This is a genomic window from Bradyrhizobium yuanmingense, from assembly GCF_025200905.1.
In the GTDB taxonomy this organism is placed as follows: Bacteria; Pseudomonadota; Alphaproteobacteria; order Rhizobiales; family Xanthobacteraceae; genus Bradyrhizobium; species Bradyrhizobium yuanmingense.
On the sequence record NZ_CP104173.1, the window covers coordinates 3,527,999 to 3,552,112 of the forward strand.

Consider the following 24,114-nt stretch of genomic DNA (forward strand, 5'->3'; position numbering starts at 1 on the left):
TCTCTCCACCCTGTGCAAGATCCCCGAAGAGGTCACGCCATGAAGCATGTCACGCTGCCGGTTTCGCCGAAGACCGTCCATTGGGGCTATTTCTCCAAAACGGTCACGCCGGCCCTGACGCTGCGCTCGGGAGACCGGGCCACGATCGAGACGCTGACCCATCACGCCAACGACGATTACGAGCGCATGATTCAGGGCGACCCCGGTGCCGAAAGCGTGTTCCAGTGGACGCGCGAGCACAAGGCGGTGGCGCGCCGCGGCTCGGGCCCGACGAAAGGCCCGTTCATCCGCGGCGCGGGCGAGGGGATCGGCGTGCACTTGCTCACCGGCCCCGTCGCGATCGAAGGCGCCGAGCCCGGCGACATTCTGGAGGTGCGCATCCTCGATATCAGGCCGCGGCCGAGCTGCAGTGCCTGTCATGCCGGCCGCTGCTTCGGCTCCAATGTCGCGGCGAACTGGGGCTTCCACTATCACGACCTGATCGAGGAGCCGAAGCCGCGCGAGGTCGTCACCATCTTCGAGCTCGACACCTCCGGCGAGCCCTATGCGAAGGCCGTCTACAATTACGTCTGGACGCCGCAAACCGACCCCGACGGCATCGTGCACCCGACCATCGACTATCCGGGCGTGCGCGTGGACCATGCCACCATCAGGAAGCGCGAGAACATCCTTCCCAGTGTGAAGGTGCCGGCGCGGCTGCATTTCGGCACCATGGGCCTTGCGCCATCGGAAGCCGATTTCGTCAGCTCGATCCCGCCGAGCTATACCGGCGGCAATATCGACGACTGGCGCATCGGCAAGGGCGCGCGGATGTTCTATCCGGTCGCGGTCCCCGGCGCCTATTTCTCGGTCGGCGATCCCCATGCCGCGCAAGGCGACAGCGAGCTCGGCGGCACCGCCATCGAGACCTCGCTGACGGGCGATTTCGAATTCATCCTGCACAAGAAGGCCGACCTCGGCGGCACCAGCCTCGAAGGCCTCGACCATCCCATGCTCGAGACCGACCTTGCCTGGTCGTTCTACGGCTTCACCTATCCGAATTATCTGGCCGCGCTCGGCGCTGATGCGCAAACCGAGATTGCCAATCACTCCAGTCTCGACCGTGCGATGCGCGATGCGTTCAGAAAACTCCGCCGGTTTCTGATGACGGTGCATGGCCTCAGCGAGGACGAGGCGATCTCGCTGATGTCGGTCGGCGCCGATTTCGGCGTCACCCAGGTGGTCGATGCCAATTGGGGCGTCCACGGCACGATCAGAAAGAACATGTTTCGGTGCGACTAATGCATTGAGACGCAGCCGGTTTTCGGGATGAGCAGGTGACAAGCGGAGACCATTTGCGGCCCGTCGCAGCGACGGAGGATCGCGTGCGTCTGGCACAGAGGTTGCTTCGATCGACTGCAATCTGGGTCGATCCGATGAGCTTTCGCCCGTTCACGAGCGAGTCCTACGCGCAGGACGACCGGCCCGAAGCCTGGCGGGACGTGCTGGCGGCGGTCGGCCTGCAGCCGGCAGGCGGCCATTCCTTCTTGGACGGGCATGCGACCGCCTCCCATCGCCAGACCGCCGGTGTTGCGCTGACGCGCATGGCCGCGGGCGCGCAGAGCGTCGGTCCGCTGGCACGAGGGAACGAAGACCTGCCGATCGCGCTGATGCCGGTCGAGGATGGCATGGTGTTGAAAACCGTCGGCGGACACCGCATCGTTCCCGTCGGTCATCTCGTGATGCTGCCGCGCGGCGGCGACTGGAGCATCGTGTTCCAGCGGGACATGCGCGCCATCGTGCTGTCAGTCACCTCCGAGGCGCTGCACGGACGCCTTTCGGGTAAGCCGCGGCTCGGCGAGCCGCGCGTCGTTCCGCCCAGCGGCTTTGCCGAGGTGTTCTCGCGCCTGCTGGACGCGACCGCGCGCACGCTCGACACTTTGAGCGATTCCGAATGGAATCTGCTTGCGCAGTCGCTCGTCGATCTTCTCCTGACGCTCGCGCATCAACTCGCGGCATCGACCTCCGACGCCGGGGCGAGCGCGACGCAGGCCGCGCTGCTGCACCGGATCTGCCAGACCATCGAGCGCCGCCTCGACGATCCCGATCTGGTGCCGGCGCGCGTCGCGCAAATCGAGGGGATCTCCGAGCGTTACTTGCAAAAGCTGTTCGAGACGGTCGGCGACAATTTCACCCACTATGTTCGCGAGCGTCGTCTCCAGCGCGCCTGGGCGGATCTGTCCAGTCCGTCAGAGGCGCATCGCTCGATCTCGGAGATCGCCTACGCCTATGGCTTTGGCGACTCCGCGCATTTCAGCCGCGCCTTCCGCCATCGCTTCGGCCTGCCACCGCGCGAGTTCCGACAGCAGGAGGCGGTGCGGGCGACCGTGCAACATGGCGTCACCGGCCAACGCGGCTGGCCGCAGGAGGCGCTGGCGCAATTGCGCGCGCATCAGAGTGTGGAGGCCCGCAGCAGCGTCGCCTGTGCCGGCGCGGGGGAGCCGACCACCACCGAACGCCGTCATCATCATCTCCCGGTCGAGGCCAGCCGCGTTCATTGGGGCTATTTCAGCCGCTCGCTGCCGCCGCAGATCGAGATCGCGTCGGGCGACACCATCACCATCGAGACGCTGACGCAGCACGCCTCTGACGATCCCGAGTTGATGATATCAGGCGATGCCGCCGCAGAAAGCGTATTCGGCTGGACACGGAGCAAGAAGAACGTCGACCGCCGCGGCGCAGGCCCGATGGATGCCAGCGTGTTCGGCCTCGGTGCCGGCGAGGGGTTTGGCGTGCACATCTGCACCGGGCCTGTCGCGGTGAAGGACGCCCAGCCCGGCGATGTGCTGGAGGTGCGCATCCTCGACATCGTGCTGCGGGCCAGCCGCAATCCGAGCCATGCGGGCCGTGTGTTCGGCTCCTCTGTCGCAGCGTGGTGGGGCTATCACTACAACGAGTTTCTCGGCGGTCCCAAGCCGCGCGAAGCCGTCACCATCTATGAGATCTTCGAAGACGCCGAGCTGCCGCACGCCCGCGCGCTCTATTCCTATCGCTGGGAGCCGCAGACCGATCCCTTCGGCGTGGTGCACGCCACTTACGACTATCCCGGCGTTCCCGTCGCACCCGGTACGATCAAGCGCCGACACGCCGTGCTCGACGGCATCAAGATTCCCCTGCGTCCGCATTTCGGCGTCATCGCGCTGGCGCCGCGCGAGCTCGATTTCGTCGATTCCGTGCCGCCGTCCTATTTCGGCGGCAATCTCGACAATTGGCGGCTGGGGAAGGGGGCAACCGTCTATCTCCCCGTCTCGGTCCCCGGCGCGCTGCTGTCGGTCGGCGATCCCCATGCCGCGCAAGGCGACGGCGAGCTCAGCGGCACCGCGATCGAATGCTCGATGACCGGCACCTTCGAGGTGATCCTGCACAAGAAAGCCGATCTTGCCGGCCGTCCTTTCGCCGATCTCTCCTATCCCCTGATCGAGACCGAGAGCGACTGGGTGCTGACCGGCTTCAGCCACCCCAACTATCTCGCCGAGTTCGGCGCGCAGGGGCAGAGCGAGGTCTACGCAAAATCCTCGCTCGACCTTGCCATGAAGGACGCCTTCCGCAAGATGCGGCGCTTCCTGATGAACGTCAAAGGCCTCAGCGAGGACGAGGCGATCGCACTGATGTCGGCGGCGGTCGATTTCGGCGTGACGCAGGTGGTCGACGGCAATTGGGGCGTGCACGCCATCCTCAGCAAGCGCCTGTTTCAGGACGCATCCTAACAAGGACATTCAGGTGAAATTCCACATGATCAGCGGCGGACCGAAGCCGGTCGCGCCGTTCAGCCACGCGGTCGAGACCGATGGCTTCGTCTTCGTGACCGGCCAGATGCCGGATACGCCGCAAGCGCCCGGTGTCTTGCCCGAGGGCATCGTCGCGCAGACGAAGGCCGTGATGGAGAATTTGAAGGTGGTTCTCGCCGGCCTCGACCTCGGCCTCCCGCACGTCGTGATGACGCGGATCTATCTCACGCGCTTCAAGGACGATTATGCGGCGATGAACGAGACCTATCGGACGTACTTTCCGCCTGACCGCCTGCCGGCCCGTACCTGCGTCGGCGTCACCGGTCTGGCCTATGATGCGCTGATCGAGATCGATCTGGTGTGCCGGAGGCCGTGAAAGGGAACCGTCGATAGGGGCGAATCTTTTGCTTGCTTGTTGGATGAAGGCTCAAGATCGCGCGTTGGGCAGCACCTCAGTTTGAAACTTGCGACTTGAGTTGCTTCACAGCTGCCGCCGAAGGTTCTCTCGTTCCGTCTCGAGGGTATTGATCTCATTGTTCAGATGTTTCTCAAGTTGGGTATACGATGTGGACAGGTTAGTGCAAAGGTTCTTCACAGCGGACGGTCTATTCTTGTCGAGCCACATGGCTCTCTGCTCGCTGGCGTAAGCCGCCATTCCCCGGTGGCAGTAGAGGAGTGTCTCGAAGTCATCCATCGCTTTTGTGGGCATACTCTCGACGACCTTCCATGCTTCGTCCAATTCGGAGGCAGAAGGCCACGCCTTCAACACCTGCTCAAGTTTGTCGGGGTCAGGCTCGCCCTTCGCAAGCCAGGCGGTCAGGGTCTTTGCTACGTCGTCGAGATGGCCGGCGCGCGACCGGAGCCGCAAACATACGCCAAGCTGACTGCTCACGCGTTGGAACGCGGCGGCTCTGCGGTCAACGTTGATCTTCGCCATTCCCACAATGAAGGCGACTCCTGCGGCGACGAGAGCGATAGTTGCGGAGAGCGCCGGCTGGAAGTCTTTCGCAATATCGTAGAGACCGTGGTTACAAAGCATGATAGGCCTCACTCAATCAAAGATAATAAATATGTAATTTTGCACGCGTGAATGGGGCTGTCGAGGGCGTCGCGGTTGCCGGACAAGGAGAGGGTGAGGGGTTTCTCTTCGCTCAAGCCATCCTACGAATGCTGGTTCAGCGCAGCTTTCTGGGTCCGGGCTCTACGCCGCAAACGCCTTTGGCGCTGCAGCTTGTCCGGGACATGAGAGCGGTGGGGTCGGTTGACAGTTGCCGAACGCTCCGCGCATTTCGTCTCAAATTGCAACCGGCGCGTGCAAGAAGTCTTGATCGGCCGTGAGCTAGGGGTGATCGACCGGCCTTGAACGCGGGCCCGGACCGCCGCGACTAATCGACAGAGTGCATAGGGATCAGCGGAACGTGATTAAGCTTCCTCTTCCTAAAGCACCAAAATGGTGCTTTAGTGCTTTCCATGAGCCAATCGTCCCGATACGCGCCGTCCGCGCTGCGTTACCGGCTTGCCCCTGACCCGGCCGCCAAGGCCGCCCTCGAGGCGACATTCCAGGCCTATGACCGCATGATGGAAATCCTCGACGAGGTGGCGCGGATCCACAATGTGGGTTCCAACGTGGTCCTGCTCCATGCCCATGCCTATGAGCCGATCCGCAAACAGACGGCGCTGCCTTCGCGGCTGGTGACGCTGGGGCTGCGCGACCGCGCGGAGTATCGCGCCGCGCAAGGGCGCCGCCTGCCGCTCGACGACAAGCTCGCCAAGATCAAGGGGCCCGCCACCATTTCGATTGCGACCGTGCAAGGGCGCTTCAGCGTGCCCTTCGACTACGCCGGCTATGCCGAGGGCTGGGGACAGAGCGTGCCGGCGCGCCTCATCCGCACCGACGACGGTTTCGAAGTTCACTACGGCGTCACGCCGAACAGCCTGCCAGAGGAGGAGAACGCTATGGATACCATCGCTGCCGCTCCCGACAACTTTCTGTCCCGTGTCGGGCGCCTGATCGCCGGGATCGCGTACGATGCGATCGAGCAGGCGGAGGGCAAGAACAAGCTGAAGGTGGTCAGCCAAGCCATCCGCGAGATCGAGCGCGCCGAGACCGAAGCGCGCGATGCGCTCGCCGCTGCGCGGGCCGAGGAATATCGTCTCAATGCGCGCCGCAGCGAGATCGAGCGGGCGATGACCGATCTGACCGCCAAGATCGAGACCGCGATCGCAGACGGGCGCGACGATCTCGCCCGCGCCGGCATCGCGCGGCAAATGGACCTGGAGGCGCAGTTCGAGGTGCTCTCCCGCGCCATCGACGAGAACAACGAGAAGATAGAGCAATGCGTCACATCGCTCCGCGCGGTGCTGTCGGCGCTCCAGGATGCCGAGCAGCGCCGCGCCGATCTCGAAAAGAGCGAGGCACAGGCCAGCCCACAGACATCGACGTCGTCGCGGAAATCCGGCGGCACCTCCGCTGCCGCCAAGGCGCTGCGGGCAGGCCGCGCGGTGGCACGGACCACCGGCGTGCCGCCGGGAATTCCCTATTCGAGCGACATCGACGAGCTGAGCACGCTCCATCGCGACAAGGAAATTGCAGCGAGGCTGGCCCGGTTGAAGTCGGGCTCCTGAGTGCCGTATCATGAGCGCTCTGCTCGAACACGTCATGGCGCCTGAGGTCAGGCCGTTCGCGATCGCGGCGGCCATGATCGTCATCGTCGGCTCGGTCGAGGTGATCTCGATGCTGATCGGGGCCTCCTTGAGCGAGATGCTGGGCACCAACATCGATTTTGCTCATCCCAGCGACAACGGCGTGCTCAACGCCATCTCCTGGATCAATGTCGGCGGCGTGCCGCTCTTGATCTTCCTGCTGCTGCTGCTCGGCGCCTTCTCCATCACCGGCTTCCTGATCCAGGACCTCGCGCGAATGATTGCGGGTCCCTTGCCGGCGTCGATCGCCTCGGTCGGGGCGGTTGCCGCATCGGTTCCGTTGGTCCGCGTTTCCAGCCGTGCGATCGCGCGGATCATTCCCAAGGACGAGAGCTACGTCGTCGGCTTGGGGGATCTCGTCGGCCGCATCGGCGAGGTCGTCGTTGGCCCGCTCGACCAGGGGCCGCCCGGCCGCGTCAGCGTCGCCGACATCCATGGCAACCGCCATTTCGTCTCGGCGGTGGCGGCGCCGTCATCGGGACCTTTGCCGCAGGGAACCATGGTCCTCCTGGTCGACCGCGATGGCACGCGCTTCGTCGCAGTGAAGGCCGACGATGAACTCAAACCGCCCAAGCCCACTCTAAGCAATTAGCAAGTCCCACAGCGGAGAAAGCCATGTTCGACATCGCAGTCCCGGCCGTGATCGGCGTCGCGCTGATCGTCGTCCTGGGGATCGTCTTCACTATCCTCTACAAGCGCGCCACGCGCGACGAGGCCTTCGTGCGCACCGGACTCGGCGGCAAGAAGGTCGTGCTCGACGGCGGCGCCATGATCCTGCCGATCTTCCACTCCTATGCCAGCGTCAATCTGAAGACGCTGCGCCTCACCGTCGAGCGCAAGGAGCGGGAATCGCTCATCACCAAGGACCGCCTGCGCGTCGACATCGTTGCCGAGTTCTACGTCCGCGTCCGTCCCGACGAGGAGAGCATTGCGCTTGCAAGCCAGACGCTGGGCGCGCTGACCAACGATGCCGAGGCCCTGCGCAACCAGGTCGAGGCGAAATTCGTCGACGGCCTGCGCTCGGTCGCCGCGACCATGACCATCCTGGAGCTCCAGGAGAAGCGCTCGGACTTCGTCAAGCACGTGCAGTCCACGGTCGAGTCTGACGTGAAGTCGAACGGTCTCGAGCTGGAATCGGTGTCGCTGACCAAGCTCGACCAGACCGACGTCAAATTCTTCAACCCGGAGAACTTCTTCGACGCCGAGGGTCTGACCCAGCTCAAGACGGTCACCGAAACCCGCCGCCGCGATCGCAACGCCATCGTGCGCGATAACGAGGTCGCGATCGCGCAAAAGGACCTCGAGGCGCGGCAGCAGACCCTTGGGATCGAGCGGACCAAGAAGGAAGCCGAGCTGTCGCAGGAGCGCGACATCGCCAACAAGACCGCGAGCACCCGCGCGGAGGTAGCAACCGCGACGCAGACCGCACGCCTGACCGAAGAGAACGCTCGCATCGACACCGATCGTGCGGTTGCCGAGAAGGAGGCGGGTGCCAAGCAGGTCAAGGAAACCGCGGTGATCGAGTCGGAGCTGGCGATCAACAAGCGCAAGACCGACGCCCAGCGCGAGATCCAGATCGCGACGCAGGAGAACGAGATCCAGATCGCGGCGAAGAGCAAGGAGACGTCGGAAGCCGTCGCCGAAGCCAAGACCGCCGAGGCGCTGGCCGTCTCCGCGGAGGAAAAGGTCGTCACCGCGCGCGCCATCGAGGTCGCCGATCGTGCCCGCCTGACCCAGGTGCTGGCCGCACGCACCGAGGCCGAACGCAAATCGACCGAGCTGATCGTCGCGGCCGAGGCCGAGAAGAAGGCCTCGCTCGATCGCGCCGAAGCCGTCAAGACGCTGGCCACCGCGGAAGCCGAATCCAACAAGATCAAGGCGGTCGGTGTCCGCAACATCGGCGAGGCGGAAGCCGCCGTCATCACCATGAAGAACGAGGCGCAGAACAAGCTCGGCAGCAACGTCATCGATTTCGAGATCGCCAAGAAGCGGATTGAGACCATGCCATCCGCGCTGGCGGAGATGGTGAAGCCGATCGCGAATCTCAAGGATGTCCGCATCCTGCACACCGGCGGCGCGTTCGGCGGCAACGGTGCGAGCGGAGGCAATGTCGGCTTCGGCGAAGGTCTGGCCGGCGAGCTGCTGAAGGTTCACGCGCTGCGTCCGATGATCGACGAGATCCTGCGCCAGAGCGGCTTTGCGCCTGGCGACGATCCGGTCAAGGCGCTGGTCGGTGCCGTGACGGGCAAGAGCAATGGCGCGGCCGTACCGGTGCCGGTACCGGAGAAAACAAACTCTGCCGATCTATGAATGCCGGTTCATTGCTGCTGAAAATTCGAAACGATAAACAGGTTGGGCGCGTCTCGCGTCGCGCAGCCGTCCCGGAGTGCAGATCGATCGTGTCTTGAACAGGCGATCGCGCTTCGGACGTGTCTCCAGGCAACGCATTTCCGTGCCGCGGCGCCCGCGCCGATCCATGCCGGTCGCCGAGGCCTGTTTTGATCGGAGGATTTTCAGATGAAGCATTTTCTGTCCGGATTGATCGCGATCGCCCTTTCGATCGCCGCCGCACCGTCGCTTGCGGCCGATGCCCGCAACGTCACCGTCGTCAACGAGACCGGCTATGCCATCAAGTTCCTGGGCTTCAACGCGCCGGATGACGGGCTGGACGAATGGGAGAACGAGCTCGACAAGGTGTTGCAGAACCAGGCCAGCACTTATGTCGAGTTCGACGACGACGATGAAGGCTGCGTCTGGAACATCCGGGTCGACTGGAAGAACTATGACGAGTCGGTGCTGTGGAAGAACGTCAATTTCTGCAAGCTCACCGAGCTCCGCTTGCGCTACGACCCCGGTACCAAGACCACCTCGTTCCTAGCGGAATAATCCTCGCCCCGTCCGGGCCGGAGGAGCGGCCATTCCAGGTCCCTCCGAGCGCGTTGCGGATGATGACGAATTCGTCCTTTGCAAGCGCAAGCGGCTTTGTTATACGCAGCCGCGCGCGAACGAACGGTTCGCCCTTTTCCTCGGTAGCTCAGCGGTAGAGCATCCGACTGTTAATCGGATGGTCGCTGGTTCGAATCCAGCCCGGGGAGCCATCAGGCTGTTTCCAAGCCTTTCAAAACACTCCAGAACTACGCAAGTCCTAGGGGTAAGCCACTGAAAAATCAGGGGTTTCAACGTCTCGTTCTGTTCTGCCACTTCCGCCGTGGTCCGGAGCGGCTGGGGATATGGAGGGGGTAGGGGCCTTGTACCCCCAAATTGCCCCTCGGGATCCCCCCAAATTCCGGCGACGGCGTTGGAATAAAGTTCCAAAAGGCACTCTCTGATCGGGTCGTCCTGAGCGCCAAGTCCGAATCGAAGGAATGAAAGCCGGCCGATACCTCCAGAGCCCCTGGCCCTCTTGGTCGTGACCAGAAAGAACAGGCCGCCGGGCGGAGCGGCCGATATAGCTCGGCCGTACCCGCCATTAGCCTCCAGACGGGCACAGCAATCGAGATCATGGGCTTTGCCGTCGGTCGGAGCTATGTCGAGATCAATCCGTTCGTCGGCGTCAACTTCACGACTGCTGGCTCAGGTCCAGCACCGGGGCATTCTCACTCGCGGGCGGTGGACCGCGCAATCTGCGCCGAGACGCAACTGGCTGCGCGCCTGTTGCCGATCTCGCTAGGTGACCGATCGCCTGGCTTGATCTGGATCAAGCCTCCTCGGCGGGCCGCCCCGCTAGCTTTTCAGCAGCGGTCCGTCGGCTTGGAGGCAACGACCCTTGAAAACGCTTCGCCAGCTTCTGTCCGCGGAGGACATTGTCCAACTCGTGATCCGGCTAGGCTTGCTCGGGCTGCTGATCTTCTGGACATTTCTCGTCCTCCGGCCGTTCGTGCCGATCCTGAGCTGGAGCGCCGTGTTGGCGGTGGCATTTCATCCCGTCTTCGCCGGGCTCGCCCAACGCCTCGGTGGCCGTCCCCGGACAGCCTCAGCCGTTCTCACCCTGATCACGCTGGGCATAGTCATCGGTCCCGCCGCGTGGCTCGGCCTCAGTGCAGTCGAAGGGATCCGGGACCTTGCGGCCCAGATCGGCAGTGGCGATCTCGCGCTCCAGGCCGCACCGGAGCAGATCAGGAGCTGGCCGTTGATCGGTCCTCAGCTCTACGCGATCTGGAACGAGGCCTACACGAACATCCGTGCGGCGCTGCGCGAGGTGGCGCCGTACTTGAAACCGCTCGCCGGAGTGATGCTGTCGTTTGCCGGTGACACCGGAATTGGCATGCTCCAATTCCTGCTGTCGGTGATCGTCGCGGGCTTTCTGCTCCCGCACGGCGCGCAGCTCGTCGCCGCGCTGCGCGGCTTCCTGTTGCGCGTCGTGCCCGGCCGGAGCGAGCACTTTCTCGAGCTCGCCGGCGCAACCATACGCGCCGTCGCGCAGGGCATTATCGGCGTCGCTATCCTTCAAGCCTTGCTGGCGGGCATCGGCTTCAAGCTCGCAGAGATCCCAAGCGCGGGACTGCTCGCGGTCGTCGTGCTCTTGCTGTCGATTGTCCAAATCGGCGCCGGCCCCGTTCTTTTCCCCGTGCTGGTCTGGATATGGGTGGACAAGGACGTGACCGTCGCCCTGCTCTTGACTGTCTATCTGGTCGTCGTCGGTCTGCTCGACAACGTGCTGAAGCCGCTCCTCATGGGGCGGGGCCTGACGACGCCGACGCTGGTCATCCTGATCGGGGTCATTGGTGGTACGCTCGCGCATGGAATCATCGGACTGTTCATTGGGCCGATCATCCTGTCGGTGGCCTGGGAGCTCGCGACCGCATGGACAGGAATCGACCGCGCTGCGTCAGCGCGGGTCGATCAGGAAACCGTTGTCGCAAAAGAAACCATCGAGGCACGCTTGGCCTAGGCTAAAATGAGGTGTGTTTCACCCCGATGATGCTCCAATTCCTTGTCGGCACGCTCGTCAGCGTGATCAATATCGGAATCCACGCGCTCGTGACGGTGGTGGCCGTCACGGTGGCCCGCAGTGCCGTCCCGCGCCATACCAAGCGGCCGCGATTGCACCTCATGAGCCTCATGATCACGATCGCCGTCGTGTTGAAGATCGCCCACATGATCGAAATTCTGATGTGGGCGGCGACCTATCATATCGTGCACGCGGCGACCGCCGACGCGGACATGCTCTACTTCGCGTTCGTCAACTACACCACGCTCGGCTACGGCGACATCACGCCGGTGCCCGAATGGCGGCTGATTGGCCCGCTGACCGCCATGAACGGCGTTCTTCTGTTCGGCTGGTCCGCCGCCATCCTGTTCGAGGTTTTGCTCAGGACGCTCGACCATCTCGGGCTCACGGAAAAACCCGGCGCGGACCTGCCGGGCACCTGAGCCGCGGCGATCGCGACCATCGCGGATCGCGAACCGGCATTTCGCCGGTTCACGGCTGCAGATCGAGGCCTGCGAGCTGGTGCCGGTCGAGGAGCACGATCTGGCGCTGGGTGTTGCCGATGAAGCCGAGCACGCCGAGTTCATGCAGCCGCGACAAAGCCCGCGAGACGGTCTCCAGCGTCAGGCCGAGATAGTCGGCAATGTCGCGTCGGGACATCGGAAGCGCCATGACGCCGGCAGCCGTCAGGCGCTTGTCCATTTCGAGCAGGAATGCGGCGACGCGCTCCAGGGAGGTCTTGCGGCCGAGCAGCAGCATGTGGTCTTCAGCATGCTGGAGGTTATTCGTGGTCATGCTGAGCAGGTTTCTGGCTACCATGGCATCGCTCTCGGCCACGATTTCCAGGCTTTGGCGTTTGATCAGCCGCACCGTGGTGTCGACGATGGCTTCCGTCGTGAAGCGGTGCTCGCTGCCGTTCTCGAGCCCGAAGATGTCGCCGACGAGGTGAAATGCGCCGATCTGCCTGCGCCCGTCCGACAGCAGCTTGTAGCTACGCACCGCGCCGGATTTGACCTGGTAGACATACTCGGCCGGCTCCTTCTCGCCGTAGATCTCGGAGCCTTTTCGGTAGGAAAATTCGCTTAAATTGACCAGGGCATTTGAATGAGATGCCATGCCGAGGTCGCGGAGGGTATTGGGACGCAGCTTGGAATCCGTCGTGATGCGAACGAACATAGGCCAACTCCTCAGCTTATCCGCCGAATTGGTCTGTCAGACGAAATACTTTGCCGGAAATGCGCCGCGCTATCCCACTCCCGCCGAAGTTGATTTTCGGCCAGCCAAGTATTGTTATCCATTGTCCCAAGGTTCATTGTACCAAAGGACAGCACTGGTGATTGCTGCGCTGGATGAGAATCCTCCACCGCAGGGAAGATGCGACATATTGCGAAGCAGATATTCCGACCTTCAAACGAGAAAATCGCTTTGAAGAACGACAAGGACGTCGAGCGTCCTGATCAAGTTGGGCGAGAGGTAGGAAGTTGCCAGGCCTTGTTCACGTTGTTGACGACGACGAGTCGTTTCGGACCGCGATCGAGCGCCGGCTAAAGCTCGCGGGATACGAGGTCGCGACCTACGCCTCGGCGCTGGAGCTCCTGGACTCGGCGCCGGATGACGGGCAGGCGGGATGTATCCTGCTCGACGTGCGGATTCCGGGCCTGAGCGGTCCCGACCTGCAGGCGCGGTTGGCTGCGGCGGGGTCGATGCTGCCCATCGTCTTCCTGACTGGTCATGCCGACACGCAGACGACCGTGCGCGCGATCAAGGCAGGTGCGGAAGACTTCCTGACCAAACCGATATCCTCCGAGCAGTTGCTCGATGCGATCGAGCGTGCGCTGGCCAGTCAGCGGACCGCGCGGGCTCAGGCCAGCAGGCTGGATGCGTTTCGTGGCCATTTCGCCACGCTGACGCAGCGCGAGCGACAGGTGTTCGATCTGATCGTGCGCGGCCGGATCAACAAGCAGATCGCGCATGAGCTGGGCACCACCGAGCGCACCGTGAAGGCGCACCGCCATCAAGTGATGGAGAAGATGCAGGTTCGCTCGCTGGCGGAACTCGTTTCGATCGCAGAGCGTCTCGGAATGCTCGATCCGGACGAACGCTGACGGCTCCGGAAAGAGCGAGCCTGTCCCAAAGGACAATGCCAAGGCGTGTTGACAGTGCGCGACGCGCTATGTGCAATAATGCACATACGCACACGCGAGAGCGCGGAGCTGTCGTATCCATTATCCCACTGTCGTGTTCCGGAAAGGCAATCGCTTTGCTCCTGCGCGAGTCCGTCTTCGTTGTCGATGACGATCCGTCCATGCGTACCAGCATGGACAGGCTGCTGCGAGGATACGGCTTCGCCACAACCCTGTTCGACACGGGAGGGGCCTTGCTCGATCATGACAGGTTCCACACCGCGATCTGCATCATCCTCGACATCAATCTGGGTGCAAGGTCCGGCATCGAGGTGCGGAGAAGCCTGGCCGAGAAGGGCATTGCGGCACCGGTGATCTATGTCACCGGCAATGACAGCCCGGCAAACCGCTCGGCCGCGATTGCCTCGGGCTGCATCGCCTATCTCATCAAGCCGTTTGCGGCGCAGTCTTTGATCGAATCCGTCCAGCGCGCCCGCGTCTTGTAGCTCCACGACGGCCGTCATTCTTCGACATATTGCTCGAGTATCCTGGTCGGCGCCCCCTTATGGGCGGAACCGAATTGCGCGAGCGGAATCGAAGTCGTCACGGCAAGAAGATTGGAGTCGACTAGTTCGAGCAGAAGCGTTTGACCGTTTTCCATCTCCGAGATGATTTTTGGCGTCACGACGTCCGCCGCGACGCATAAATTGGTGAGACACCAGGTATAAGGAATGCGGAACGCGGCGCCATGGTCGACGGCCAGTTTCGGTGCTTGCTGCAGGTACATTCCGACCGGCACGAAAAGTTGCAGGCGGGCGGTGGGCGCGTCCTCCCGCTCGATCAGATCAATGCGCACGGCTGTTTGCCCGGTCGCGAACCGGCCAGTGATCGAGGTTCGACAGAGGGACGGCGCGCCGCCGGCCTTGAAGCACAATTTTTGCCAGCTGCCATAGCTGATGTCGCTGGCGTCGCGTTGGCCGCGTGTTGCGACCTCGGAGGACTTTTCCGCTTGCGCCGCCTTGAGCGAAGCGACAGCCAAGACCGTCGCGACTCCGGCGGCTGCAGCCATCAGGAGACCAGAGAGACAATCAAAAGCACGGGCCATCGCTGCAACTCCGAGATCCGGACTCAGTTCTGCGCGTCGAGAAACTTCGCCACCAACGGCGACCAGAGCGGAACCGCGTCCGGCGAACCGAGGAGGAAATGTCCCTCGTTGCCGAACGGGGGCATCAGGTGATATTCGGCCCGGCCGCCGGCGCCGATGAAGGCAGCGTGCATGCGCTTCGATAGGTCGGGACCGAAATACGTGTCATTCCCGGTGTAGATCCACAGCATCGGCACGCGCGATGTACGGCCGAAATCGGCGGTGGCCTCGACCAGTCGGTCGGGCGCGCAATTGTTGTTCGGCTTGCCGTCGACGCGTCCGCCGCGGCCTCCGGCAAAGACGATGATGGCCTTCACCTGTGGCGGGTTCACGCTCGAAAGGGCGATCGAGGCCCAGCCGCCGGCAGACTGGCCGACCACGATCACGTCCTTCGGGATGATCCGCTTCTCGGCGGCCAGATAGTCAATGATCCAGAGATCGACCTGGGCGACCGCGAGGCCGGCATCACGGAAATTGGGATTGGCGCACTTCCCGATTTTCGAGAAGAACGGGCCGAACATTCCGCGTTCGGGGATGTCGATTGCCTGCGCGCCATAACCGCTGCCCACCGGGGCCACCACGAGATAGCCGCGCCTCGCAAACCATTTGGCGGCGTCGCGAAATTCGACCAGAGGGAAAAGGCTGCGCTGGGTCGCGTCGAGCGAGACACCGTGATTCATGATGACGAGCGGGAACGGACCGTCGCCGACCGGGCGCACCAGATAGGCGAACATCGGCAGCGGCAGGGGCAGCGCCCAGATTTCCTCCTGGATGCGGACCTCGTCCGCGGCGTGCGTGGGCGATGCGGCCACGAAAACGCTGAGCAAGGTGATCGCAAAAAAATGGAGCAATGCAGGTCCGCGTCGCATCCGGGCCTCCCTCAACCTGAATAGGTTGCGGCCACGACGATCGGGCCGAGCACCGTGAGGACGACATTGCCGACCGCGTAGGGGACGGCGACGCCGAGCACCGGCGTCTGGCTCTCGGCAACGTCGCAGGCGCCGGTGACGGCGGCATCGACCGTCATGGCGCCGGCGAGCGCACCGCAGGTCACGACCGGATTCATGCGCAGCAGATAATAGGCAACCAGCGTTCCCACCGTCATCGGGACCAGCGTGACGACGATGCCCATGCCGACCAGCAACAGACCGTGCGCCTGGATCGCCGACCAGGCGGCAAGGCCGTTGCCGAGTCCGATCGCCGCGATGAAGCCGCCGAGGCCGATGTCGCTCAGGGTCTGCTGCGCCGCGGGCGGCATTGCGCCGATGCCCGGCCTGCGCGAACGCAACCAACCGCAGACGAGCCCGGCGATCAGCGCGCCGCCGCCGCCACCGAGTGTCAATGCGACAGTGCCGATTTTGAAGCTGGCAAGGCCGGCCAGAAGACCCACTGCGATGCCCGCAGCGAGAAAGGCGATGTCCGTGCGGTCGCTCGTATTCAGAGCGTGTCCCACTGGCGCCGTTGCCCGCGAGATATTGCCGGTGCTGCCGACCAGCGTCATGACGTCGCCGAGATAGACGCGCGTATCGGGACCGAGCGGCACTTCCCGCCCCATGCGCGTCAGCGCACGCAGGAATACACCGCGTGCATTGTCGCCGAGCCGATCAACGATTTCGCGCAGTGAGCGGCCGTGCAGCTGGCGGTTTTCAACGAGCACTTCGATCACATTGCCGGGCAGGTTGCGCAGCAGTTCCCCCGCGTCGATCTCGGCCCCGAGGATCGGCTTGGCCGCGACGATCGCGGCGGTCGGACCGGCGATGACGATGTCGTCGCCGGCCTCGAGCACGGCGTCCTGCTGCGGCTTGATGTCGGCCCCGCTGCGCACGATCCGCTCTACGACCGTGCGGCCGCCGATCTCCGCCTCGATAGCACCGATGGTACGACCTGCGCCGGCCGAGACGCGATAGGCGCGGGCCTGGAATTTGCGATAGGACAGGTTTTCCGTCTTTGGCGGCGTACCGCCGGCGAGCTCCGCCTCGAGCTTCTTCGCCTCCGCCTTCAGATCGATCCGCATCAGCCGCGGCGCGACGAATGGCACGAACAGGAGCGTCAGGATGTAGCCGAGCACGTAGGTCACCGCATAGCCCGCCGCGATGTTGGCTTCCTGCTGCTTCAGCACGTCGCTCGGCAGGCCGAGCTGCGCCAGCGCGCCGGATGCGGTGCCGATCACCGAGGATTGCGTCAGCGCCCCTGCCGTCAGTCCTGCCGCTGTTCCCGTATCCAACGTGAAGACACGCGCGAAGATGAGCACGAGCGCGAGCCCCGTGGCGCCGATCACCAACGCCAGCACGACCTGTGCCAAGGTCCGCACGCTCAGCGAGGCGAAGAATTCCGGTCCAGAACGGTAACCGATCGTAAAGACGAACAGGCTGAACAGGATCGCCCGGAGGATCGGCGGGAACGTGAAGCTCCCGAGCTGTCCGATCAGCACGGCGACGATCAGGATGCAGGCGGTGGTTCCGATCGAGAAGCCGCGGATCCTGATGCGGCCGAGGATGGTACCGATCGCGATCGCGAGCAGCAGGAATATTTCCGGTGCGGTGGCGATGATCCACCTGACGGTTTCCATGGCATTCCCCCGGCGCTTTGGCGCGATTTGATTGGCGGCGGCGAGATGTTGCTTGATCCAGATCAAGCCTTCGCGGCGACGTGGCGGCGGCTATGACGCGATGGAATGTTCGCGACAGCCCATATTGCCGTCATGAGTACCCTGAACGTCACAACCGGTGCGATCCGCCGCGACGAGACAGTCGAGATCGTCCTGCTGCTCGCCTTTGTCGGCGGCTATATCGACGCCTATACCTGGATCATCCACGGCGTGTTGGCGAATGCCCAGACCGCCAACCTGATCTTCCTGTGGATTCACGCGATGGCGGGCAACTGGGCGAAGGCGCTGCACTTCGTGCCGCCAATCCTGGCGTTCGCGGTCGGCATCGTGCTCGCAGCCTGGCTGCGCCGCGCAACGGGCGAGCGGGCCAGCGCGGTCAGTACGTTGATCGAGATCCTGCTGTTGATAGCGATCGGCATCTTGCACAATAGGTTGCCCGATTTGGCTGGAACGCTCGGTATTTCCGCCGTGGCAGCGATGCAGGCCGCAATGTTCGTCAAGGTCGAAGGCACAGTGTGCAGCACGGTGATGATCACCAGCAACATGCGTCAGGCCATCGAGAACGTCTTCGCAGTCGCAGCAGGCGGCGCACCACTCGGAACGCTGCGCCGCTCGGGCATTTTCATCGCGTTGTGCGTCGTGTTCGGCTTCGGTGCCGCCGCCGGAGCCTTTGCAACCAAGAGCGTCCCCGATCTCGCGCTGGGCCCGCCGGTCGTCGCGCTGTTGATCGTGCTGCTGCGCTGCGAAGCGCTACGTTCGCAGGAGGGGAGATGAGCGCGCCAATGATCAGGTGAGCGTCGCACAACGAACGGCCTGATCTTTTCGTGTTGCGCTGCGAACGGCACGGCGTCGGCCCGCAGAATGCACGCGACCGTTGACTTGGATCAATGGAGCGAGCCGCGCCGCTCCCACGATCCGCATCACCTTTAGAGGATCGGGAGAGAGAGATGTCCAAAGACGCCAAGCCCGCACAGAAGCGTATCGACCAGTTCTTTTCCGGCCCGGGCGCGCGGGCAGACGACTGGCGCGACCTTGTGGAAGCAGCAAAGACCTGGGCGCGCGTCGGCAATCGCACAGCCTATGACGCGGCGTTGGCCGATCTTTCAATCATCGAAGAATTTCACGGCTATCCCGGTCCGCACCTCATGGCGGCGCTGCGGGAAGCAGCAGTCGCCGGCGACGGTGCATCATCGTTCGCCCTTGCGACGAGAATTGCCCAGGCACTGGCGACGCGATCCTTCCGCCAACATGCCGGTGACTGGAGCCCCAAGGACGACGGCAACGGCGATGCGCCCGAGCTGGCGCCGCCGGCCTTTGGCGCGCACAGCGCGCGCAGGCCGTATTTCGAAACCCTGATCGTCACCGGCGTATCTTCCAGCCAATGGCCGGCGCTGGCCGCGGAATGGCGCAAGCTGCGGCGCCCGGTCGACGCGTTCATCTATGAACCTGTGATCGTCGGCAGCCTGGAGGACGCTTTCTGTGCGACGATGCTCAATCCGAACATCGGAGCCGTCATCATCAACGAGGGCTTTGGCCTGCGTTCGCGGCACGATGCACCGGTGTTGCGCTCGATCATGGCCTCGGCCGGTCTCAACGACGAAACCGACGCTTCGGCGCTGCGGCTCGCCCAGATCATCAAGCGCGTCAGGCCCGAGCTCGACCTTTACATGATCTCGAACCGCGACGTGGAGGAGCTCGCCGGCAATCCCGAGGCGGATGTGGTCCGTCGCATCTTCTATTCCGTTGAAGAGCTGCTGGAACTCCACCTATCGATCCTCGAAGGCATCCAAGATCGCTACGACACGCCGTTCTTCGACAATCTCAAGAAATACGCCCAGCGTCCGATCGGCACCTTCCACGCGCTGCCGATCGCCCGCGGCAAGTCGATCTTCAAGTCCGACTGGATCCGGGACATGGGCGAGTTCTACGGCCCGAACCTGTTCCTGGCCGAGAGCAGCGCCACCACCGGCGGTCTCGACAGCATGCTGGAGCCGACCGGCAACATCAAGAAGGCGCAGGAGAAGGCGGCGAGGGCGCTCGGCGCCGACCGCGTCTTCTTTGTTACCAACGGCACATCGACGTCCAACAAGATGGCGGTGCAGGCGCTGCTCGCGCCCGGCGACATCGCGATTGTCGACCGCAATTGCCACAAGTCGCATCACTACGGCATGGTGCTGGCCGGTGCGCAGCCGCTCTACGTCGAAGCCTTCCCGATGACGGAATATTCGATGTACGGCGCGGTGCCGCTGAAGACCATCAAGCAGGCGCTGCTGGGCGCCCAGGCCGATGGCCGGCTCGACCGCGTCAAGATGGTCGACCTCACCAACTGCACGTTCGACGGCCATATCTACAACACACGGCGGGTGATGGAGGAATGCCTCGCCATCAAGCCCGATCTGATCTTCCTGTGGGATGAAGCCTGGTTCGGCTTCGCGCGTTTCTCGCCATTCCTGCGCCGCCGCACCGGACTTGGCGCGGCCAACGAGATCGAGGCATGGATGCGCGATCCCAAGTCGGTCGCGGCCTATGAGAAGCAGCAGGCCGAGCTCGGCAAGAACCCGTCCGACGAGGTGCTGCTCAAGACCCGGCTGATCCCGGACCCCCGACAGATCCGGCTGCGCGTCTACCAGACCAACTCGACCCACAAGTCGATGTCGGCGATCCGCCAGGGCTCGATGCTCTCGGTCAAGGACGTCGAATTCCACACCGTGGAGCAGCAGTTCAAGGAAGCGGTGTTCACCCACGCCTCGACAAGCCCGAACCAGCAGCTGATCGCGAGCCTTGACATCTCACGGCGGCAGATGGAGCTGGAGGGCTATGGCCTCGTCGCCAATGCGATCGAGATCGCGTTCGCGATCCGCCAGGCGGTCAACAACAACCCGCTGATCTCGAAATATTTCCGCATCCTCGGTGCCGACGCCATGGTGCCGGCGCAGTACCGCCAGAGCGGCTTCACCGACTTCCTCGCCCCCGGCGTCAACTGGGCGAACACGCTGAAGAGCCTGGACGAGGACGAGTTCTGCCTCGACCCGACCCGCATGACGCTGGTATGCGGCACGGCCGGCTATGACGGCACGCAGTTCAAGGGCATTCTCGCCAACGAGTACAACATCCAGGTCAACAAGACCTCGCGCAACTCGGTCCTGGTCCAGTCCAACATCAACAACACCCGCAGCGACGTCGCCCATCTCGTCCGCGTGCTCGCCGAGATCGCGGGCGAGATCGACCGCGGCCTTGCCCAGGGCGGTGCCAATGCGCGGAAGACCTTCGAGGCACGGGTGACGAGCCTGATGAAGGACGTGCCCGATCTGCCGAATTTCTCGCATTTCCACCCGAGCTTCCGCGGCGATGCCGGCACCAAGACCAATGAAGGTGACATCCGCAGCGGCTTCTACGCGGCCTATGACGTCGCCGGCTGCGAGCACATCCGCCTCAACGATCCCGAGATCGACCGGCGACTGAAGGCCGGGCCCGAGCTCGTCTCGGCCAACTTCGTGATCCCGTATCCGCCGGGCTTCCCGATCATGGTGCCCGGCCAGGTCATCACCCAGGAGACGATCGACTTCATGCGCAAGCTCGATGTGAAGGAGATCCACGGCTACGACGCCAAGGAAGGGCTGAAACTCGTACGGACGGAAGCCTTGGCCAAGCTCGGCAGGCCAAAGCCCAGCGCCCAGCCGAAGCTCAAGGCCGCGTCATAGGTCGGGAGGGGACGAACATGCAGGCATTTTTCCAGTTCTTGCAGCAGTACCCGTATCTGCTGCTGTTCTTCGTGGTCGGTCTCGCCGTCTATATCGGCCGAGCCAGCATCAAGGGTTATGGCCTCGGCATGGTCGCCGGTGCCATCGTGGTCGGCGCGGGCATCTCGGTCTGGGCATCCAGCTATGGCGTGAAGCTGGAGTTGAACAACTTCGCCAAGAGCCTGTTCTACTATCTCTTCATGTACGGCGTCGGCCTGCGCGTAGGTCCGTCCTTCGTCAACAGCCTGCGGGGCGACGGGATCAAATTCTTGTTCCTCGCGGTGGTGTCGAGTGTGATCGGCCTGACCCTCGTCGTGCTTGGGGCGAAGCTCTTCGCATTGCCGCCCGGTGCGGCTGGCGGAATGCTGGCGGGATCGCAGACCATGTCGGCGGCGATCGGCTCGGCCGAGCAGGCCGTCACGTCGGGAGTCGTGAAACTGCCTGCCGGGATGAAGCCCGAGGATGCCTCCGGCATGATCGCTTTGTCCTACGGTATTACCTACATTTGGGGCACCGTCGGCATCATCCTGATCTGCAAATACCTGCCGCGCTGGTGGGGCGTCGATGCCAAGGCCGCCGCCAAGAAGTATGAGCAGGAGTTCGGCGTCAAAGATCTCGAAGGCGGCGCCCTGACCGGCTACCGTCAGTTCGGTCTGCGGGCCTACCGGCTGGAGAATCCTGCGACGATCGGGATGAGCATCGCCAAATTCCGCACGGTCAATCCCGAGTACCGTATCGTCAATGTCGGGCGCAATGGTGAGCCGCAGGGGGCTGATCCCGAGCTCGTGCTGCAGAAGGGCGATATCGTCGCGCTGGGCGGATCGACCGAGCATCTGACTGAGAAGATGGGCCTGATTGGTCCGGAGGTCGCCGATGCCAAGACGCTCGGTATACCCATGGACCAGGCGGAAATCGTCGTCTTCAACAAGGACGTCGTCGGGCGGACCTTCGAGTCCTTCCGCGACACGGCCATCGCCGGCCAGCTGCAGGTGACCAAGGTCGAGCGGGGCGGGGTGCAGATCCCGGCCGGTCTCAAGACCAAGCTGGAGCGCATGGACATCGTCTCGGTGGTCGGCCTGAAGTCGGCGGTCAACGAGCTCGGCGAGATGTGGGGCCGCATCGCGCGCGCCAACACCTCGACCGACTTGCTGACCCTGTCGGTCGGCATGATCATCGGCTTCCTCATCGGCATGATCGAATTCCCCGCCTTCGGTGCCAAGGTCGGTCTCGGCAATGCCGGCGGGCTGTTGCTGTCCGGCGTGATCGTGTCCTCGGTCGTGTCGCGGCTGCGCTTCTTCGGCAATACGCCGAACGCGGCGCGAAACGTGCTTGAGGATCTCGGCCTCGTTGTGTTCGTCGCGATCGTCGGGGTCAATGCCGGCGCCGGCCTGTTGGCTCAGCTCACCGGCGCGGTCGCGCTCAAGATCTTCATCGTCGGCTTCATCGCGTGCACGATCCCGCCGTTCATTGTGTGGGCGATCGGATACCACGTCTTCAAGATCAATCCGGCGGTTCTGATGGGCGGCGTTGCCGGCGCGCGCTCGCATTCCGGCCCGTGCCGCGAGGCTGCGGTCGAGATCCAGAGCTCCGTGCCCTGGATCGGATTCCCGGTCGGCTATGCCGTCTCGGGCATCCTTCTCACCATCTTCGGCTACTTCGCGATGATCCTGGCTCAATAAGGGGAAGAAAACGTCATGAGAAAACTGTCCTTCGGCGCCGTCCTGGTCGCTTCGCTCGCCGCTGTTGCCGGCTTTAGCACGTCCGCGCGTGCCGACACCGGCCAGGTCGCGGTCGTCTTCACCAAGGGTGGCTTCATCGTCGGCGCCGGTGGCGGTGAGGGCGTTCTGGTCTACCGGGGCAAGAAATACCCATTCACGGTGTCTGGCATGAGCGTGGGCCTCACCATCGGAGCGTCGACCACGAAGTTCGTCGGCCGCGCGCTCAATCTAAAGGGGCCGGCGTCGATCGAAGGCTCTTATGCCGTGGGAGGAGCGGGTGGGGCAATCGCCGCAGGTGCCGGCGCCGTTCAGTTGCAAAACAGCAATGGCGTGATCCTCCAGCTCAGCGGCCCGCGGGTCGGCGCGGAAGTATCGGCTGCAGTCGGTGGCGTCACGATCCGCCTGAAATCGAGTTGAAGGGGTCGTATGGCCATTGAGCGATCGACGGCAGCGTCGGGCCCCTAGGGCATGATCCGGAAAAGTGCGTAGCGGTTTTCCGAATAGAACATGCTCAAACAACAACCTAAAGCGCGATGACGATTCATTCCAATCGCATCGCGCTTTAGCGGCCTGACGCTGCTCAATAGCGCTGCGCGACGAAACTCATTTTCTTGAGGCTGGCCTGGTCGTTGTAGCGTCCCTTGTCGGAGCGCTTCGGCAGTTTGATCTTGTCCTTCTTGATGCGCTTGAAGGGGATGGCGCCGAGAAGGTGCGCGATGCAGTTGAGCCGCGCCCTTCGTTTGTCGTCAGAGCGGACGATGTTCCAGGGCGCATCCTTCGTGCTGGTCTTCTTCAGCATCAGGTCGCGCGCGCGCGAATAATCGTACCAGCGACGGAAGGATTCCAGGTCCATCGGACTGAGCTTCCACTGTCGGACCGGGTCGTCGATGCGGGCCTTGAAACGGCGCTCCTGCTCGTCCATGCCGACCTCGAGCCAGATCTTGATCAGGATGATGCCGCCGTCGATGACGTATTTCTCCATCTGCGGGCACAGGTTGAGGAAACGCTCGTGCTCGGCGGGGGTGCAGAAGCCCATGACGTACTCGACACCGGCGCGGTTGTACCAGCTCCGGTCGAAGATCACGATCTCGCCGCCGGCCGGAAATCGCTCCATGTAGCGCTGGAAGAACAATTGTGTCTTCTCGCGGTCGGACGGCGCGGGCAGGGCGACGACCCGGAACACGCGCGGGCTGACCTTCTCGGTGATCGCCTTGATCGTGCCGCCCTTGCCGGCGGCGTCCCGACCCTCGAACAGGACGATGACCCGGAGCTTGTTTTCCCGCACGTAGTCCTGGAGATGGCACAGCTCGACCTGGAGCTTCTCGAGCTCCTTCTCGTAATCCTTCCGCTTCATCCGCTCCGCAGGGCCGTCCTTCGCCAT

General features: G+C 63.5%; 22 protein-coding genes and 1 tRNA gene. 16 read left to right on the forward strand and 7 right to left on the reverse strand.

Annotation, left to right across the window (positions count from 1 at the left end; translation table 11 throughout):
• Positions 1–39: 39 nt before the first annotated feature.
• From N2605_RS16585 to N2605_RS16595, 3 genes are all read left to right on the forward strand, one after another.
• Positions 40–1,281: an acetamidase/formamidase family protein gene (locus tag N2605_RS16585; RefSeq protein ID WP_225125446.1), complete on the forward strand. Its 1,242-nt coding sequence runs from the start codon at positions 40–42 to the stop codon at positions 1,279–1,281.
• A gap of 134 nt (positions 1,282–1,415) precedes the next feature.
• Positions 1,416–3,746 (forward strand): acetamidase/formamidase family protein, encoded by a 2,331-nt coding sequence (locus tag N2605_RS16590; protein ID WP_260347452.1) that lies wholly within the window; start codon positions 1,416–1,418, stop codon positions 3,744–3,746.
• A 13-nt stretch (positions 3,747–3,759) separates the two neighbouring features.
• Positions 3,760–4,143 carry a RidA family protein gene (locus tag N2605_RS16595; protein WP_260347264.1) on the forward strand — a complete coding sequence of 128 codons (384 nt, stop codon included), beginning with the start codon at positions 3,760–3,762 and terminating at the stop codon, positions 4,141–4,143.
• Positions 4,144–4,248: 105 nt separating this feature from the next.
• Here N2605_RS16595 and N2605_RS16600 read toward each other — a convergent pair whose 3' ends face one another.
• Positions 4,249–4,806 (reverse strand): hypothetical protein, encoded by a 558-nt coding sequence (locus tag N2605_RS16600; protein WP_260347265.1) that lies wholly within the window; start codon positions 4,804–4,806, stop codon positions 4,249–4,251.
• A gap of 422 nt (positions 4,807–5,228) precedes the next feature.
• Here N2605_RS16600 and N2605_RS16605 point away from each other — a divergent pair, with 422 nt between their 5' ends.
• From N2605_RS16605 to N2605_RS16615, 3 genes are read left to right on the forward strand one after another with little or no spacing between them, the layout of a single operon-like run.
• Positions 5,229–6,392, forward strand: a complete 1,164-nt coding sequence (locus N2605_RS16605; RefSeq protein ID WP_260347266.1) for a PspA/IM30 family protein — start codon at positions 5,229–5,231, stop codon at positions 6,390–6,392.
• A 10-nt stretch (positions 6,393–6,402) separates the two neighbouring features.
• On the forward strand, positions 6,403–7,062 hold the full coding sequence (locus N2605_RS16610; RefSeq protein WP_036027985.1) for an OB-fold-containig protein: 660 nt from the start codon (positions 6,403–6,405) through the stop codon (positions 7,060–7,062).
• A 23-nt stretch (positions 7,063–7,085) separates the two neighbouring features.
• Positions 7,086–8,780, forward strand: a complete 1,695-nt coding sequence (locus tag N2605_RS16615; RefSeq protein WP_036027986.1) for a flotillin family protein — start codon at positions 7,086–7,088, stop codon at positions 8,778–8,780.
• On the opposite strand, the gene N2605_RS16620 is transcribed toward N2605_RS16615, so the two are convergent.
• Positions 8,775–8,996, reverse strand: coding sequence for a hypothetical protein (locus tag N2605_RS16620; protein WP_141697635.1), 222 nt, complete (start codon positions 8,994–8,996; stop codon positions 8,775–8,777). The genes N2605_RS16615 and N2605_RS16620 overlap by 6 nt on opposite strands.
• Between N2605_RS16620 and N2605_RS16625 the strand changes: the two genes are divergently transcribed.
• The 4 genes from N2605_RS16625 (at position 8,988) to N2605_RS16640 (ending at position 11,843) form a co-directional block, all read left to right on the forward strand.
• On the forward strand, positions 8,988–9,356 hold the full coding sequence (locus tag N2605_RS16625) for a hypothetical protein (RefSeq protein ID WP_260347267.1): 369 nt from the start codon (positions 8,988–8,990) through the stop codon (positions 9,354–9,356). The genes N2605_RS16620 and N2605_RS16625 overlap by 9 nt on opposite strands.
• A 137-nt stretch (positions 9,357–9,493) precedes the next feature.
• A tRNA-Asn gene (locus tag N2605_RS16630) sits at positions 9,494–9,568 on the forward strand.
• Between the two features lie 668 nt (positions 9,569–10,236).
• Positions 10,237–11,361, forward strand: coding sequence for an AI-2E family transporter (locus N2605_RS16635; RefSeq protein ID WP_225171140.1), 1,125 nt, complete (start codon positions 10,237–10,239; stop codon positions 11,359–11,361).
• A 26-nt stretch (positions 11,362–11,387) separates the two neighbouring features.
• Positions 11,388–11,843, forward strand: a complete 456-nt coding sequence (locus tag N2605_RS16640; protein ID WP_260347268.1) for a potassium channel family protein — start codon at positions 11,388–11,390, stop codon at positions 11,841–11,843.
• A 49-nt stretch (positions 11,844–11,892) separates the two neighbouring features.
• Here the strand turns inward: N2605_RS16640 and N2605_RS16645 are convergent, their stop codons facing one another.
• A complete protein-coding gene (locus N2605_RS16645) occupies positions 11,893–12,576 on the reverse strand; it encodes a helix-turn-helix domain-containing protein (RefSeq protein WP_225186340.1) in 684 nt (227 codons plus the stop codon).
• Positions 12,577–12,881: 305 nt separating this feature from the next.
• Here N2605_RS16645 and N2605_RS16650 point away from each other — a divergent pair, with 305 nt between their 5' ends.
• Positions 12,882–13,505: a response regulator transcription factor gene (locus N2605_RS16650; RefSeq protein WP_225171139.1), complete on the forward strand. Its 624-nt coding sequence runs from the start codon at positions 12,882–12,884 to the stop codon at positions 13,503–13,505.
• Between the two features lie 200 nt (positions 13,506–13,705).
• Positions 13,706–14,029 carry a response regulator gene (locus N2605_RS16655; protein WP_240538073.1) on the forward strand — a complete coding sequence of 108 codons (324 nt, stop codon included), beginning with the start codon at positions 13,706–13,708 and terminating at the stop codon, positions 14,027–14,029.
• Between the two features lie 14 nt (positions 14,030–14,043).
• Here the strand turns inward: N2605_RS16655 and N2605_RS16660 are convergent, their stop codons facing one another.
• From N2605_RS16660 to N2605_RS16670, 3 genes are read right to left on the reverse strand one after another with little or no spacing between them, the layout of a single operon-like run.
• Complete coding sequence (locus N2605_RS16660; protein ID WP_260347269.1) at positions 14,044–14,628, reverse strand: invasion associated locus B family protein; 585 nt, start codon at positions 14,626–14,628, stop codon at positions 14,044–14,046.
• A gap of 23 nt (positions 14,629–14,651) precedes the next feature.
• The gene (locus N2605_RS16665; protein WP_036027991.1) at positions 14,652–15,536 is read right to left on the reverse strand and encodes an alpha/beta hydrolase family protein; all 885 of its coding nucleotides are present in this window, start codon (positions 15,534–15,536) and stop codon (positions 14,652–14,654) included.
• Positions 15,537–15,547: 11 nt separating this feature from the next.
• Positions 15,548–17,236 carry an aspartate:alanine exchanger family transporter gene (locus tag N2605_RS16670; protein WP_260347270.1) on the reverse strand — a complete coding sequence of 563 codons (1,689 nt, stop codon included), beginning with the start codon at positions 17,234–17,236 and terminating at the stop codon, positions 15,548–15,550.
• Positions 17,237–17,368: 132 nt separating this feature from the next.
• Here N2605_RS16670 and N2605_RS16675 point away from each other — a divergent pair, with 132 nt between their 5' ends.
• The 4 genes from N2605_RS16675 to N2605_RS16690 all read left to right on the forward strand — a co-directional run bounded on the left by N2605_RS16675 (position 17,369) and on the right by N2605_RS16690 (position 23,150).
• Positions 17,369–18,049 carry a YoaK family protein gene (locus N2605_RS16675; RefSeq protein ID WP_225151156.1) on the forward strand — a complete coding sequence of 227 codons (681 nt, stop codon included), beginning with the start codon at positions 17,369–17,371 and terminating at the stop codon, positions 18,047–18,049.
• A gap of 173 nt (positions 18,050–18,222) precedes the next feature.
• A complete protein-coding gene (locus tag N2605_RS16680; RefSeq protein ID WP_225150693.1) occupies positions 18,223–20,976 on the forward strand; it encodes a decarboxylase in 2,754 nt (917 codons plus the stop codon).
• A gap of 17 nt (positions 20,977–20,993) precedes the next feature.
• Positions 20,994–22,694, forward strand: a complete 1,701-nt coding sequence (locus tag N2605_RS16685) for an aspartate:alanine exchanger family transporter (RefSeq protein ID WP_109143803.1) — start codon at positions 20,994–20,996, stop codon at positions 22,692–22,694.
• 15 nt (positions 22,695–22,709) lie between these two features.
• Positions 22,710–23,150, forward strand: coding sequence for a hypothetical protein (locus tag N2605_RS16690; RefSeq protein ID WP_035999439.1), 441 nt, complete (start codon positions 22,710–22,712; stop codon positions 23,148–23,150).
• Between the two features lie 163 nt (positions 23,151–23,313).
• On the opposite strand, the gene ppk2 is transcribed toward N2605_RS16690, so the two are convergent.
• Positions 23,314–24,114 carry a polyphosphate kinase 2 gene (ppk2, locus tag N2605_RS16695; RefSeq protein WP_109143802.1) on the reverse strand — a complete coding sequence of 267 codons (801 nt, stop codon included), beginning with the start codon at positions 24,112–24,114 and terminating at the stop codon, positions 23,314–23,316.

Excerpts from the sequence above, each read along its gene's own strand:
- N2605_RS16585 (WP_225125446.1), top strand. The coding sequence starts at position 40 with ATGAAGCATGTCACGCTGCCGGTTTCGCCGAAGACCGTCCATTGGGGC.
- N2605_RS16590 (WP_260347452.1), top strand. The coding sequence starts at position 1,416 with ATGAGCTTTCGCCCGTTCACGAGCGAGTCCTACGCGCAGGACGACCGG.
- N2605_RS16600 (WP_260347265.1), bottom strand. The coding sequence starts at position 4,806 with ATGCTTTGTAACCACGGTCTCTACGATATTGCGAAAGACTTCCAGCCG.
- N2605_RS16610 (WP_036027985.1), top strand. The coding sequence starts at position 6,403 with ATGAGCGCTCTGCTCGAACACGTCATGGCGCCTGAGGTCAGGCCGTTC.
- N2605_RS16615 (WP_036027986.1), top strand. The coding sequence starts at position 7,086 with ATGTTCGACATCGCAGTCCCGGCCGTGATCGGCGTCGCGCTGATCGTC.
- N2605_RS16625 (WP_260347267.1), top strand. The coding sequence starts at position 8,988 with ATGAAGCATTTTCTGTCCGGATTGATCGCGATCGCCCTTTCGATCGCC.
- N2605_RS16620 (WP_141697635.1), bottom strand. The coding sequence starts at position 8,996 with ATGCTTCATCTGAAAATCCTCCGATCAAAACAGGCCTCGGCGACCGGC.
- N2605_RS16640 (WP_260347268.1), top strand. The coding sequence starts at position 11,388 with ATGATGCTCCAATTCCTTGTCGGCACGCTCGTCAGCGTGATCAATATC.
- N2605_RS16645 (WP_225186340.1), bottom strand. The coding sequence starts at position 12,576 with ATGTTCGTTCGCATCACGACGGATTCCAAGCTGCGTCCCAATACCCTC.
- N2605_RS16655 (WP_240538073.1), top strand. The coding sequence starts at position 13,706 with ATGCGTACCAGCATGGACAGGCTGCTGCGAGGATACGGCTTCGCCACA.
- N2605_RS16660 (WP_260347269.1), bottom strand. The coding sequence starts at position 14,628 with ATGGCCCGTGCTTTTGATTGTCTCTCTGGTCTCCTGATGGCTGCAGCC.
- N2605_RS16665 (WP_036027991.1), bottom strand. The coding sequence starts at position 15,536 with ATGCGACGCGGACCTGCATTGCTCCATTTTTTTGCGATCACCTTGCTC.
- N2605_RS16670 (WP_260347270.1), bottom strand. The coding sequence starts at position 17,236 with ATGGAAACCGTCAGGTGGATCATCGCCACCGCACCGGAAATATTCCTG.
- N2605_RS16675 (WP_225151156.1), top strand. The coding sequence starts at position 17,369 with ATGAGTACCCTGAACGTCACAACCGGTGCGATCCGCCGCGACGAGACA.
- N2605_RS16680 (WP_225150693.1), top strand. The coding sequence starts at position 18,223 with ATGTCCAAAGACGCCAAGCCCGCACAGAAGCGTATCGACCAGTTCTTT.
- N2605_RS16685 (WP_109143803.1), top strand. The coding sequence starts at position 20,994 with ATGCAGGCATTTTTCCAGTTCTTGCAGCAGTACCCGTATCTGCTGCTG.
- N2605_RS16690 (WP_035999439.1), top strand. The coding sequence starts at position 22,710 with ATGAGAAAACTGTCCTTCGGCGCCGTCCTGGTCGCTTCGCTCGCCGCT.
- ppk2 (WP_109143802.1), bottom strand. The coding sequence starts at position 24,114 with ATGGCGAAGGACGGCCCTGCGGAGCGGATGAAGCGGAAGGATTACGAG.